Below are 14,014 nucleotides of genomic sequence, written 5' to 3'. Positions count from 1 at the left end.
TTTAGTTTATATTGTTTACAATGGTGAACACGAAAGCATTTACAAAACGACTTGATAAAATTTTAGCCTACTATGATTTAACGGCTGCTGCTTTTGCTGAAGAAATTCAAGTTGGACGTTCTTCTATCTCTCATATTCTTTCTGGTCGTAATAAACCTAGCTTAGAATTTGTGTTAAAAGTAATTGAGCGGTTTCCCGAAGTAAATCTATATTGGCTTTTAAATGGAAAAGGAAAATTTCCAAGTTCTAAAAATTTAGAAACTCCTACCCCTCCAACTTTAGAGAAAACAAGTATTCCTGATTTATTTCAAACAAAGGAAAATTTGCAAGTAACTAAGGAGGCAGAAAAGAATACCACTGGAAGCTACCCAAAAAACAAATCCATCAGTCGAATAGTTATCTTTTATAAAGATGGAACTTTCGAAAGTTTTACTGATTAATTGCAGTTATATTACTTAAATTAGCGGTTAAAAAAATTCAATGAAAAATACATTTCTTTTGCTGATGTTTTTAGCTTTGGTTTCTTGCTATAGCCCTAGCCGTAATTGCACCGATTTTAAGACAGGTAGTTTTGAGTTTGAAACCTATCTTAATGGTGAATTGGTTAAAACCAGATTTGTGCGCAATGACAGTATTGAGATTGATTATTTTAAGAATGAAGTGGATAGTAGTAGCATAAGATGGATCAATGAGTGCGAGTACATACTTAAAAATTTGAATCCGAAAAATATGGCAGAAGAAAAACCATTGCATATGAAGATACTAACTACCAAAGGTAATACCTATACCTTTGAATATTCAATTGTGGGAGAAACCAAGAAACAAAAAGGAACCGTTATAAAAGTAGATTAAAGTAGGTATTTAATCCTTTATTATTCTAAAAAGCATTAAGAATTGGCTTTATTTTTCTCTTTTAATAAAGCATTCTGTTCTTGCATAAGTAATTTTAGGTCACTTAATAATTCTATATTTTTGGGTGTTGATACATGCTTGTTTTTAGTGTCCTCTGCATTTTTACGCAGTTGATTAAAAACTCTGATGACTATAAATACCGTAAATGAAATTATTAAGAAATTAAGTAGAACCGTGAGCAATTCACCATACCCGATATAAACTTCTTCTTTAATTATTTTGCCTCCCTCTTTTAGAGCGTGGCGCAATATTATTTTTTTATCTATAAAATTTATACCATCAGTAAGTAGAGATAAAGGAGGCATAATAACCTTTTTCACCAATACATCAATTACTTGATTAAAAGCGCTTCCTATTATCACACCAACAGCGATATCAATCATATTGCCTTTTATGGCAAACTCTTTAAACTCCTCTAAAATATTTTTCCCTTTAAAGAGCATGTTCTATTCTTTATTATTTTTTTCCTCATCAAACAAACTGGCTTGTTTCTCTTCTGGTGCTTTGGTTTGTTTCTCTAATGTACCAATTTCTAACTTATCATCTCGGCCATTATCTTCTTGAGAAGCCTCTACTTCAGACGTCGGTGGAATAGGCTCTAACAACTGCAATTGAGTAACTTTTTCAGTGGTTAACTGGTTTCCTTGGGCTTTTATACCTTTAACCGCAATGAATTCTTCTAGGTTTACGGTATCATTGGGTCTCTGTTCTTTACCCCTTTGTTTCCTATATTTAATTTCCAATACAGGAATTAGATCGGTAGATATTAACTCTAATTGTGATTTGGGATGGTCTGTAATTATTAATTCTTCTTTCTCTTCATTCTCAATAAAAAATCGCTTAACATAGTACCTTTCTTTTTCTCCTTCCCAATAAACTGCAGTCAATGGAATTTCTGGATTCCATTTTTCAAGAACCACATAATTATCATCAAACCGCGTAATCAACTCGGGTTTAATGGTAGACGCGACTCCTTTTTGAGTAACTAATAGAATACGATCTTCACCTTTAAACTCTCCTAACAACTCTCCTCTTTCTTCAACATTTAATCGTTTAATAGTTTCATCAAACCAAATTTTTCGTGGTTTTAAAGTAGATACGCCCTCTTCTTTAAGCTCCACTTTTTTAATTGGGTGTTTACTTACTAAATTGCCTTTTGCGGTTCTTCCTTTAATTAATTGGTCGGCAAAATCTAATTCGAATCGTAATTTTTTAAGTGCTCCTATTTGGCGAAGATAAATGGCTACCTTTTCGGCCTCCCCATTAGGATTAGCTGAAAAGTAAAGAATTTTTGTTCCAGGTTTACCCTTACCAACACTATACTCTTTATCTCTCGTTATAGAAGTAACCGCAAATCTTTTTACATAAGCGTTGCCACCTGTGCCGTTACGATAAATTAAATTGTAAATTGTTCTTTTATCTTTTTTCTTAAAAACGGCAACGTGAATAATATTTTTACCGATGAAGATTTTGCTATCTACCCTTGTAACCTTCATAATGCCATCTTGTGTGAAGCAAATTATATCATCTATATCACTGCAATCACCTACATACTCATCTTTTTTTAGAGAGGTGCCTATAAATCCTTCTTTTCTATTTACGTAAAGTTTTGTGTTTCTGATAACTACTTTTGTAGCTTCAATATCTTCAAAAAGGCGCAGTTCTGTTTTACGCTCTTTGTCTTTTCCAAAGTTCTTTTTTAAGCGGTTAAAATAATCAACAGCATAATCGATAAGGTTTGCTAAATTATGTTTTATTTTGGTTATTTCATCTTCTAGCGCTTCTATCTTTTGTTGAGCTTTATCAAGGTCAAACTTAGATATACGTTTAATTTTAATTTCGGTTAATCGTATTAAATCTTCGCGAGTCACCGCTCTTTTTAAATGTTGTATATGTGGCTTTAAACCATCATCTATAGCTTGAAGAACCCCTTCCCAGGTGTCTTGATTTTCTATATCGCGATAAATTCTTTTCTCGATAAAAATCCGCTCAAGCGAAGCAAAATGCCATTGTTCTTCGTGCTCATCAAGTTTTATTTCTAAATCTTTTTTAAGTAACTCAAGTGTATGGTTAGTACTTAACTTTAGAATTTCAGAAACACCTAAAAAATGAGGTTTATGATCAATGATAATACAAGATAAAGGTGATATTGAAATTTCGCAATTTGTAAAAGCGTAAAGCGCATCGATGGTTTTATCTGGAGAGATACTGTTAGGCAAGTGAATTAAAATTTCAACCTGCTCGGCAGTATTGTCTTCAATATGCTTTACTTTAATTTTGCCTTTCTCATTGGCTTTAATGATAGATTCTATTAACGTGCCAGTTGTGGTTCCATAAGGAATCTCATTTATTACTAAAGTATGCTTGTCTAATTGATTTATTTTAGCGCGTATACGCACTTTACCCCCTCTTAAACCATCGTTATAATTGCTAACATCCATAATTCCCGCCGTAGGAAAATCAGGGTATAATTTAAAGCGTTTACCTCTAAGGTGTTGAATGCTAGCATCTATCAACTCATTAAAATTATGAGGCAATATTCTGGTACTTAAACCAACTGCAATTCCTTCTGCTCCTTGAGCCAACAGCAAAGGAAACATTACTGGCAAAGCAATAGGTTCTTTTCTTCTACCGTCATAAGAGGCTTGCCAGTTGGTAATTTTTGGGTTATAAATTACCTCTAGAGCAAATTTTGAGAGTCTGGCTTCAATATATCTTGGTGCTGCCGCCCGATCGCCGGTTAAAATGTTACCCCAGTTACCTTGTGTATCAATGAGCAAATCTTTTTGCCCTATTTGAACTAAAGCATCTGCGATACTAGCGTCGCCGTGAGGGTGGTATTGCATTGTGTGCCCCACAATATTAGCCACTTTATTGTACCTGCCATCATCTAAGTCTTTCATAGATTGCATAATACGCCTATGAACAGGTTTGAATCCATCTTCAAGCGCTGGTACTGCTCTTTCTAGAATTACGTAAGAGGCGTAATCAAGAAACCAGTCTTTATACATACCCGTAACCCGGGTTATTTCTTGATTCTTATTGGTCTCAAAATTATTTTCTGCTGACTCTTTTTCGCTCATATTAATTGGCTTCAAATGTTTTGTTCTCTAAAATTCTATGCAGCTCATTCTGCAAGTATCCAATTTTCTTTTTACTTAAAAAACTAATATTAAATTGAATTGCTCGCCTGCGTTTAGTGGATTTTGAACAAATTTGTAATTCTAATATTTTAATAAAAAAATAGTTCTTGATTTTAAAATCATCTAGTTTCTGTTTAGGGAATTCAGCTTTCTTGTTTTTATAATTCCAATACTCCGACAAAAACCCACCTCTATTGGTGAAGCTCAAGGTTGCTCCTAATCCATCATATTCAAAATATTTTAAATTAAAAAAGCAGTACAGAAAAACCAACAGAAAAATTAAATTTATACTGGTGAACCAATCCGTAAAGGAAAAATTATTCAAACTAAAATAGAGTATGCAAATGGCCAAGTATGACACCAGCATCAAAAAATAAATTACCGGCACATATTGCGTTAACTTAAGGTTATTAAAGCGCATATTTTTAAGCTGTTTCTTCAATAGGATCTAGCTCTACTTTTAAATTTTCAATTATGAAGTTTTGTCTATCTGCAGTGTTTTTCCCCATATAAAAACTTAACATTTCTTCAATACCCATATCTTTATCAAGCATAATCGGATCTAATCGGATATCTTCACCTATAAAATTTTTAAATTCATCGGGAGAAATTTCACCTAAACCTTTAAATCTAGTTATTTCTGGATTCCCTTTTAATTTAGCAATAGCAGCTTGTTTCTCTTCTTCAGAATAGCAGTAAATTGTTTCTTTTTTATTGCGCACTCTAAACAAAGGAGTTTGTAGAATATACAAATGACCTTCTTTTATTAATTCTGGGAAAAATTGTAAAAAGAAAGTAATCAACAGTAATCTAATATGCATACCGTCTACATCGGCATCTGTAGCAATTACAATATTATTGTAACGCAAATCTTCCATAGAATCTTCTATGTTCAAAGCGGCTTGAAGCAGATTAAATTCCTCATTTTCGTAAACAATTTTTTTAGTTAAACCGTAACTGTTTAAAGGTTTACCTTTTAGACTAAAAACGGCTTGTGTATTTACATCTCTAGACTTGGTAATACTACCACTTGCTGAGTCTCCCTCGGTAATAAACAAAGTTGTTTCTAGGTTACGTTCTTTTTTTACATCGCCCAGATGTATTCTACAGTCACGCAATTTTTTATTATGTAAACTGGCTTTTTTTGCTCTTTCACGCGCTAATTTACGAATACCCGATAGATCTTTTCGTTCTTTTTCGGCCTGTAGAATCTTTTTATGCAGTTTCTCTGCTGTTTCCGGATTTTTATGTAGATAATTATCAAATTTTCGTTTTACAAAATCTACAATATAGGTTCTCACCGTTGGCAGGTCACCTCCCATTTCTGTGCTACCTAATTTGGTTTTGGTTTGACTTTCAAAAACAGGCTCCATCACCTTAATGCTTACTGCAGAGACGATACTTTTTCTAATATCACTGGCGTCAAAATTTTTATTATAAAACTCACGAATAGTTTTGACTATAGCTTCTCTAAAAGCCGCTAAATGTGTACCTCCCTGTGTGGTATGTTGTCCGTTAACAAAAGAATGATACTCTTCGCTATACTGCGTCTTGTTGTAAGTAATCGCTACCTCAATATCGTTGCCTTTGAGGTGTGCGATAGGAAACAAACGATTTTCTTCATTTATATTTTCTGCTAATAGGTCCTTTAACCCATTTTCCGAAAAATATTTTTCGCCATTAAAAACAATGGTTAAACCCGGATTTAAGTATACATAGTTTTTAAGCATTTTCGACACATATTCATGTCGATATTTATAATTTTTAAAGATTTGCTCATCTGGTATAAAACTAACTTTTGTACCTTTTCTTCTTGAGGTCTCTTCTAAAAATTCTTGTTCAAGTAATTCTCCTTTCTCAAATTCGGCAGAAGCCGATTTACCTTCACGTGTAGATTCTACTCTAAAATAACTGGAGAGCGCATTTACGGCTTTGGTACCAACACCATTAAGACCAACAGATTTTTTAAAAGCTTTGGTATCGTACTTACCTCCTGTATTCATTTTAGACACTACATCAACCACCTTGCCCAACGGTATTCCTCTACCATAATCTCTTACAATCACCCGTGTTCCTTGTATAGAAATTTCTATGGTTTTACCCGCGCCCATTACATATTCATCTATAGAATTGTCTAAAACTTCTTTTAGAAGAATATAAATTCCATCATCGGCACTTGAGCCATCACCAAGCTTACCGATATACATACCAGGACGCATACGAATGTGTTCTTTCCAGTCTAAAGATCTAATGTTATCTTCGGTATACTTTGTTTCCTCCATAGTTTACTTGCTTGATGCTAATATAGTAAGGTTTACATAAAAATGAAACCGTTTTTAGAAGTTTTAAAACCATAAAATCGAAGTTTTTTACAGATACTTCTGTAGCATGTCGATTAGGGTTTCTTTATTAAATGGTTTGATTAAAATGTCGGTAATTCCCACCGTATCGGCTAAACATTGAATCTCTTTTAATTCAGATGCTGTAACCGCTATGATTGGTACTTCTCGATTGGTTTTTCTTATTTCTCTAGTTATATCAAAGCCGTTCATTCCTGGAATGTTAATATCTACCAAAAGTATATCATACTCATTTTCTTTGTAAAGAGCTAGACCTTGATTACCTTCTGATGCTATATCTAATTTAACCTCTTGGTTTGATAGGAATTTAGTGACCACCATTTTATTGATCTCGTTATCTTCTATCAACAAGATTCGTTTATGAGCTATGTTCGAGGCATTTTGCGCTTTATTTTCATTCAATTCGGGTTGTACAATGATAGGGGCTACTAAATCGAAGTAAAAGGTTGTACCCTTACCTAGTTCACTATCAATATTAATATTTGAGCCTAATAATTCTACTAAATTTTTAACAATAGACAAACCTAAGCCTATCCCCTCTAAGTTTTTCTTCTCTGCAGATACTTGTGTAAATTCTGTAAAAATCTCTCGATGCTTTTCTTTTGGAATACCTGGGCCTTGATCAATAACTTTAAAACGTAATTTGGCCTTATCACTTGTCTTTTCTTGCAGAGAAACTTCAAGCCTAACTTCTTGCTTTTGCTGACTAAATTTAATTGCATTTTCTATAAGATTGACTAAAATTTCAAATAGAACAACTTGATCTAATTTCATTAAACTGGGAACCCCTTTTTCTAATTTCCATTTTACATCAACGCCTTTTTTATCTCCTATAAAAGATACCGACTGAATTACATTTTCTAAAAATCCCTTTATTTTGGTTTCTCTTGGCCGAACAACAATTTTATTATTGTCTATTTTACTAATAAGCAAAACATTACTTATAAGACCCAATAAGTAGTTACCCGAAAATTTTAAAGATTTTAATAGCTTTTTATTACTGTTAGAGGTATTTTCATCTTCCAAGAGCAATGAGGTAATCCCTATTACCCCGTGTAAAGGAGTTCTTATTTCGTGACTTATGCTATTTATAAACTGGGTCTTTATTTTTGCGGCTTGTAAGGCTGCCTCGCGAGCTTCTTTTAAGGCCCGATTATTTTTAGCTAAACCAGAAATTAGTTTCTTTTTAGCTGAATTTTGCCTGTAAATAATTACTGAAAAGATCAATAACACACTAAACGCAATGGCATAAATCACAATTAATTTTCTCCTACTATCAGCCAAAGAACTAACCAGCAAATGTTCTCTTTCTGAATTGTTTAAGGCACGCTCGTATTCTCCTATTTGAAGTTTTACTTTTTCGGCTCGTAAACTTTGAATGGCTTTATTATCTAAAAATAAATTATTGTAGGCAATATATTTTTTAAGCTGTTCGTGAGCTTTTTCATAGTTTTTTTGAACTTCGTATAATTTGGTGGTTTGCCAATATATATCTCTTAAATGCTCTAAATTTTTAATTTTCTTTGCATAGCCAATACTTTTATCAAAATAAATTTCGGCTTGCTTAAAATCACTTGTTTCTAAATAATATCGACCTAATATATAGCCGCTGGTGGCCTGAGTTAAAACTTCGTCACCATCTTTAGGAGGCGATTTTAAAAAATTATTTAGTTTAGAGAGATATGGTTTCACCTGATTTGTTTTTTGTTGATCTAGAAAATTCCAACAAAGATTAATGGTTAAAGTGGTTATAAAAGGTGAATCAATTTCTTCTGCAAAACTTAAAGCTTTGGTATAATAGTTTTCAGCTTTTTGGTAGTTACCATCTTTTAACGCAGCGATAGAACCCAAACCGTTGTAGAGGTCAATGATAAAAAGTGTGTCCTTATTTTGGGTAGTTATATCAAGTGCTTTTAGGTATTTTGTTTCGGCTCCTTGATAGTCGCGCGAAGTTTCATCGATTAGTCCAAGAAAGTAATAAGTTTCTGCGATGTATTCATCAGATTTTTGTTTGCGCGCTCGCTCTAAGAGTAAATTAGCTTGCTTAACACCATCTAAGTAACGGTTTTCCTCAAGGTGCTCATAACAAAGCTCTAATTGGTTCCGTAAAGCGGTATTATCAATTTCATTTTGGGCTATTGCTGTACAAATCCAAAAAAGACTAAGAAGAGTAAATGCTACTTTTTTATACATCAAAAAAAATTAATCAGAAAGCTTATTTTAGCCTGGTAAATATAGTAGTTTTAAACCTTTCTTCGCATTTCAATTTAAAATTTATATAAAAAAAAGCTCAATTTTGAATAAAATTGAGCTTTTTACAGATTTTATTTGCGCTTAAACATTAAACCTAAAGTGCATCACATCCCCATCTTGTACAATATACTCTTTACCTTCTACTTTTAATTTACCGGCTTCTTTAATTTTGGCTTCACTACCATAAGTAACATAATCATCATAAGCAATAACTTCTGCTCTAATAAATCCCTTTTCAAAATCTGTATGTATTACTCCTGCAGCTTGCGGTGCGGTAGCTCCAACCGGAATAGTCCAAGCTCTTACCTCCTTCACCCCAGCAGTAAAATAAGTTTGTTGATTTAACAGTTTATAGGCTGCTCGAATTAATTTGGCAGAACCCGCTTCATCTAGGCCAATATCACTTAAAAACATTTGCCTTTCTTCATAATCATCCAACTCGGTAATATCTGCTTCAATACCTACCGCCAAAATTAAAACTTCGGCATTTTCGTCTTTCACAGTCTCCTTTACTTGATCGACGTACTTATTACCCGATACAGCCGAAGCTTCATCGACGTTACACACATATAAAACAGGTTTGTCAGTTATCAACTGTAGCGGTGTAACATAATCATTGCGATCATCCTCATTTACAACAATTCCCCTTACCGATTTGCCAGCCTCTAAGCCAGCTTTAAGTAGTAATAAAGTATCTTGTTCTTTAATAGCTTCTTTATTACCCGTCTTTGCCGCACGCTTAACCTTTTCTAATTTTTTTTCGACGGTTTCTAAATCTTTTAGTTGCAGCTCAATATCAATGGTTTCTTTATCTCTAATAGGATTAACATTACCGTCTACGTGCACTACATTATCGTCATCAAAGCAGCGAAGCACGTGTAAAATAGCATCGGTTTCTCTTATATTTCCTAAAAATTGATTCCCTAGTCCTTCACCTTTACTAGCTCCCTTAACCAATCCCGCAATGTCTACTATCTCTACGGTAGCCGGTAAAACACGTTCTGGATTAACCAATGATTCTAATTTCTCTAAACGGTGGTCTGGTACATTAACTACTCCTATATTTGGCTCGATAGTACAAAAAGGAAAATTAGCACTCTGTGCCTTTGCATTGGATAAACAATTAAACAATGTCGACTTACCTACATTGGGTAAACCTACTATACCTGCTTTCATCTTTTAAAATTTTGAGTTGCAAATATATTAAATGATTTAAATATAAGCTTTAAAATAACCTTAGGCTTTACTTATTAATTATTAACATTTCTAAGTTGTATTTTTGAATAAACAAAATAAAAATGCTATGAAAAAGATTTTAATTACAGCTTTATGTTTTAGTTTTTCTTTGGGAGTTATGGCCCAAAAAGACCGATTAGAAAAAACGGTCACCACTAAAACAAAAGTTAAAACTAATAAAGGAGAAGAAGTAGCTATTAAAAAACAAAAAGTAAGTGAAAATCAAGACCTAAAACTCTCTGAAACTGGTGCAACCAACCAGATGCTTATGCGAGGTGATAAAGTGATACAATCTTCTACTTTATTTATTGAGAACAATGTCAACTTTAGTATAGAACCAGATGACAAAGGCTATGTTATAAAAAAGCAAACCGATGGTAAAATGGTAAATTATGGAGTTATTAGAAAATTACCTAATAAAGATCTTTATTTGCTACATACCCCTAAACACGACGCCGTAGGTTATTTTGATTTATCAGGAAATTTTGTTGTGGGTAGTTACGATGATAATACCGATGCGGTTGTACTTAAAAAATACAAACTAAAACGATAACTAAAAAGATTGAGAGAAAAGGAAAATTGAAATAAACGGATAGTAATTTACTATCCGTTTATTTTTAAAGAACAATTTAGCTTCCGTGCATAAAACTCTGTTTTTCTAGAAGCTTTTCTTCACTTTCGACGTGATTCTCATCAGGAACACAACAATCAACGGGGCAAACAGCCGCACATTGCGGTTCGTCGTGAAATCCTTTACATTCTGTACATTTATCGGGTACAATATAATAGAATTCATCACTTAAAGGTTCTTGGGTTTCTTCGGCATTGGCCTCTTTACCATCAGGTAAAACAATTTCTCCAGACAAGTCGGTTCCATCTGCATAACGCCAATCATCTGCTCCCTCATATATAGCGGTATTGGGGCACTCTGGTTCACAGGCTCCACAATTTATACATTCATCGGTGATTATAATAGCCATAATTAATAGTTTATATTACGTAACTTTGCACAAAAATAAAGCCATTGGCATAGATAACCAAATAAATATGGATTTAGAAACTCGAATAAATTCTTTTGTTGAACTGGGTAAATTTTTAAGTGATTACTTAAACGGCAAAGCACAACATAAATTACATGATAAATTAGATCAAACGGTAAGTTCAGCCATTCATCACAACGGGTGGTTTACAGTAGAAAATATAAAATTTGCCTTAAAGAATTGGGCAGACGTGTTAACACAGGATAAACTGGAACATTGGCTTGATTCTTACCAGTTAAATACTCCTACCCAACCCAAAACCATAGCAGTGATTATGGCAGGAAATATTCCGTTGGTTGGTTTCCATGATTTTTTGTGTGTGCTTTTAAGTGGAAATAACATTTTAGTAAAGCAATCAAGTAACGACCAAACATTACTTCCTGTTTTGTCTGACTTTCTAATTGTAAATAATGATAATTGGAGTTCTAAAATTGAATTCACAAAGGAGAAGCTAGAATATTTTGACGCCGTTATTGCCACAGGTAGCAACAATACGGCAAGATATTTTGAATACTATTTCTCTAAAAAACCAAATATCATACGTAAAAACCGAAACAGTGTAGCCTTAATTTCTCGAGATGATACCAAAGAAGACCTTAAAAAACTGGGAGAAGACATTTTTAGATATTACGGTTTAGGCTGTAGAAATGTTTCTAAAATTTATATTCCTCACGATTTTAAAATTGATAAGTTTTATGAGGCTATTTTTTCTTGGCAAAATTTGTTAGACAATCATAAGTACGCCAATAATTACGATTACAATAAAGCGGTTTACCTGATGAGTGAATTTTCAATTTTTGATAACGGCTTTTTATTGTTAAAAGAAGATACAAACTTTTCTTCACCTATAGGTACACTGTTTTTTGAGCGTTACAATCAGCTTCAACAAGTAAAGGATTTATTAAACGAACATCAAGAAAAGCTTCAATGCATCGTATCTAATCAGCTAGAAGAAAACCATATAGCTTATGGCCAAACACAAAAACCATCGCTAAGAGACTATGCTGATAATGTAGATACACTTAATTTTCTAAAACAACTATAATGATGCCTAAGCATAACTTTTGTGCAGGTCCCGCCAAGCTACCAGATGTTGTTTTTCAACAAGCTAGTAAAGCTGTGGTAAACTATAACGAAAGCGGTTTATCTATTTTAGAAATATCGCACCGAAGCAATGCCTTTACAGTCATTATTGAAGAAGCCCGAGCATTGGTGCTCGAACTTTTAGGGCTAAATACTAAAGATTATGTTGCCTTATTCTTACACGGTGGCGCCAGCGCACAGTTTCACCAAATCCCATTTAATTTTCTAAGCAAACGAGCAGGTTATTTAAATACGGGCGTATGGTCGCAAAAAGCCATTCACGAAGCTCGTTTCTTTGGCGAAATAGTTGATTTAGGCAGTTCAAATGACCAGCATTTTTCCTACATTCCTGAAAAAATCATTCAAAATAGAATTGATCTAGACTATATTCACTACACGAGCAATAACACCATTTACGGAACGCAAATTAAAAATTTCCCTGAACAAAAAGTACCGGTAGTGGTCGATATGAGTAGCGATATTTTTTCTAGATCTTTAGACTTTTCGCAGTTTCAACTCATTTATGCCGGAGCGCAAAAAAATATAGGCGCAGCGGGCACTACCCTAGTAATAATCAATAGAAAGGCCTTTTCTCAAGCAAATCGAAAAATACCAAGCCTGCTAAACTACGACTACTTAATACAGAAAGAAAGTTTAGCAAACACGCCAACCGTTTTCTCCATTTATGTTTCTTTACTTAATTTACGTTGGCTTAAAGCTCAAGGCGGAATTAAATCCGTTGAAAAACGTAACGAAGTAAAAGCAAATTTACTGTATAATTATCTCGATGCCTCAAATCTATTCACCCCTTTAGTTAAGAAAAACTCGCGATCAAATATGAATATTACTTTCGCTTTAAATAAGCCTGATTTAACTTCTGATTTTGATAGATTTTTAGAGCATCATAATATCATTGGACTAAAAGGACATCGCAGTGTGGGTGATTATCGCGCTTCACTTTATAATGCCTTAGAATTAGATAGCGTTAAAGTTTTAGTGTCTTGCTTGCAACAATTTGAAGAAAACTATGAAAATATTAAATCTTAAGGTTTTACAAGAAAACCAAGAACGCTCACTACAATCTTTAGGTATTGAAGTGGTTACCAAAACTATTGCCCAAAATCAAATCGTGAATTATTGTGCCAATCATGATTTTGACGGCTTATTGGTTGACGCAAATTATAAGATTACTACTACACTACTCGACCAACTGAATTCCTTAAAATTTATTATCGTAGTGGGTAAAAGTTTAGCGCATATCCCTTTTGAATATGCAAAAAAACTAGGTATACAAATTTATACTACCGAGCAAGCCTATATTCAAACCGAGGCAGAGCTTATTATTGCTCACAGCCTTAGTTGTTTAAGGAATTTAAAAGACTGTAATAGAGAAATGCCTTTAGAAGGAGATATTCGTTTTAATCAAATGCACAAACTATTTAGTCAAGGAAATACCTTATGGGGTCAAACTTGGGGCTTTTTAGGGTTTGATGCCGTGGCAGAACGGGTTGCACAATTATTACAGAATTGGGGAGTGAAATTTATGGTAGCAGAACAAGGTAAGTCTTCTATCCTAAACAAGACTCAAAGGCGGAATAAAGAATTTACTATTGAATTTGAAACTTGTTCTGAGGAAACACTCTGCCGTAAAGCTGATGTTATAAGTGTTCATAAATATGACATAGACGACTATTTAATTAATGCTTCAAATTTAAATTTAATGAAAAAAACGGCAGGCATAATTAACACCCATCACCCTAAAGCTATTGATGAAGTTGCTTTGGTAGATGCTTTAAATGACGACACCATCGGTTTTGCTGCACTCGATGTTTTTGAAAATCAGCCTAAACCCGAAATTCAAGTTCTAATGCAACCCAAAATATCCTTAAGTCCAAATCTAGCTTCACATTCTAAACAAGCAGATTACTTAGCTTCAAAAATGGCTACCCAACAAATTATTAATATATTTGAGGATTTAAAAAAATAA

At 33.5% G+C, this 14,014-nt stretch carries 13 protein-coding genes; 6 read left to right on the top strand and 7 right to left on the bottom strand.

Annotated elements, in window-relative coordinates:
• The first annotated feature begins 20 nt into the window (after positions 1-20).
• Together ACFSQ0_RS03725 and ACFSQ0_RS03720 are read left to right on the top strand one after the other, a co-directional pair.
• Positions 21-440 (top strand): helix-turn-helix domain-containing protein, encoded by a 420-nt coding sequence (locus ACFSQ0_RS03725; RefSeq protein ID WP_379044313.1) that lies wholly within the window; start codon positions 21-23, stop codon positions 438-440.
• Positions 441-480: 40 nt separating this feature from the next.
• Complete coding sequence (locus ACFSQ0_RS03720; RefSeq protein ID WP_379044310.1) at positions 481-852, top strand: DNA topoisomerase IV; 372 nt, start codon at positions 481-483, stop codon at positions 850-852.
• Positions 853-887: 35 nt separating this feature from the next.
• On the opposite strand, the gene mscL is transcribed toward ACFSQ0_RS03720, so the two are convergent.
• The 6 genes from mscL to ychF form a co-directional block, all read right to left on the bottom strand.
• Positions 888-1,355 carry a large conductance mechanosensitive channel protein MscL gene (gene mscL, locus ACFSQ0_RS03715; RefSeq protein ID WP_379044307.1) on the bottom strand — a complete coding sequence of 156 codons (468 nt, stop codon included), beginning with the start codon at positions 1,353-1,355 and terminating at the stop codon, positions 888-890.
• Positions 1,356-1,358: 3 nt separating this feature from the next.
• On the bottom strand, positions 1,359-3,995 hold the full coding sequence (locus tag ACFSQ0_RS03710; protein ID WP_379044304.1) for a DNA gyrase/topoisomerase IV subunit A: 2,637 nt from the start codon (positions 3,993-3,995) through the stop codon (positions 1,359-1,361).
• A 1-nt stretch (position 3,996) separates the two neighbouring features.
• Entirely contained in the window at positions 3,997-4,476 is a 480-nt protein-coding gene (locus ACFSQ0_RS03705) for a hypothetical protein (protein WP_379044301.1), read from the bottom strand.
• A gap of 4 nt (positions 4,477-4,480) precedes the next feature.
• On the bottom strand, positions 4,481-6,337 hold the full coding sequence (locus ACFSQ0_RS03700) for a DNA topoisomerase IV subunit B (RefSeq protein WP_379044298.1): 1,857 nt from the start codon (positions 6,335-6,337) through the stop codon (positions 4,481-4,483).
• Positions 6,338-6,424: 87 nt separating this feature from the next.
• Complete coding sequence (locus ACFSQ0_RS03695; RefSeq protein ID WP_379044295.1) at positions 6,425-8,608, bottom strand: tetratricopeptide repeat-containing hybrid sensor histidine kinase/response regulator; 2,184 nt, start codon at positions 8,606-8,608, stop codon at positions 6,425-6,427.
• A gap of 141 nt (positions 8,609-8,749) precedes the next feature.
• On the bottom strand, positions 8,750-9,844 hold the full coding sequence (gene ychF / locus ACFSQ0_RS03690; protein WP_379044292.1) for a redox-regulated ATPase YchF: 1,095 nt from the start codon (positions 9,842-9,844) through the stop codon (positions 8,750-8,752).
• 127 nt (positions 9,845-9,971) lie between these two features.
• On the opposite strand from ychF, the gene ACFSQ0_RS03685 reads away from it, so the two are divergent.
• A complete protein-coding gene (locus tag ACFSQ0_RS03685; RefSeq protein ID WP_379044289.1) occupies positions 9,972-10,457 on the top strand; it encodes a hypothetical protein in 486 nt (161 codons plus the stop codon).
• Between the two features lie 76 nt (positions 10,458-10,533).
• Here ACFSQ0_RS03685 and ACFSQ0_RS03680 read toward each other — a convergent pair whose 3' ends face one another.
• On the bottom strand, positions 10,534-10,884 hold the full coding sequence (locus ACFSQ0_RS03680) for a 4Fe-4S dicluster domain-containing protein (protein WP_379044286.1): 351 nt from the start codon (positions 10,882-10,884) through the stop codon (positions 10,534-10,536).
• A gap of 67 nt (positions 10,885-10,951) precedes the next feature.
• Here ACFSQ0_RS03680 and ACFSQ0_RS03675 point away from each other — a divergent pair, with 67 nt between their 5' ends.
• Genes ACFSQ0_RS03675 through ACFSQ0_RS03665 form a run of 3 tightly spaced genes read left to right on the top strand, consistent with a single transcriptional unit; the run spans position 10,952 to position 14,014 of the window.
• A complete protein-coding gene (locus ACFSQ0_RS03675) occupies positions 10,952-11,989 on the top strand; it encodes an acyl-CoA reductase (RefSeq protein WP_379044283.1) in 1,038 nt (345 codons plus the stop codon).
• Complete coding sequence (serC, locus tag ACFSQ0_RS03670; protein ID WP_379044280.1) at positions 11,989-13,074, top strand: 3-phosphoserine/phosphohydroxythreonine transaminase; 1,086 nt, start codon at positions 11,989-11,991, stop codon at positions 13,072-13,074. Before ACFSQ0_RS03675 ends, serC begins: the two co-directional genes overlap by 1 nt.
• On the top strand, positions 13,055-14,014 hold the full coding sequence (locus ACFSQ0_RS03665) for an NAD(P)-dependent oxidoreductase (protein WP_379044277.1): 960 nt from the start codon (positions 13,055-13,057) through the stop codon (positions 14,012-14,014). The genes serC and ACFSQ0_RS03665 overlap by 20 nt, the downstream gene beginning before the upstream one ends.

Source organism: Mesonia sediminis (assembly GCF_042684705.1).
In the GTDB taxonomy this organism is placed as follows: Bacteria; Bacteroidota; Bacteroidia; order Flavobacteriales; family Flavobacteriaceae; genus Mesonia; species Mesonia sediminis.
The sequence above is the reverse complement of the archived record's forward strand: the minus strand, read 5'-3'. Positions and strand labels throughout refer to the sequence as shown.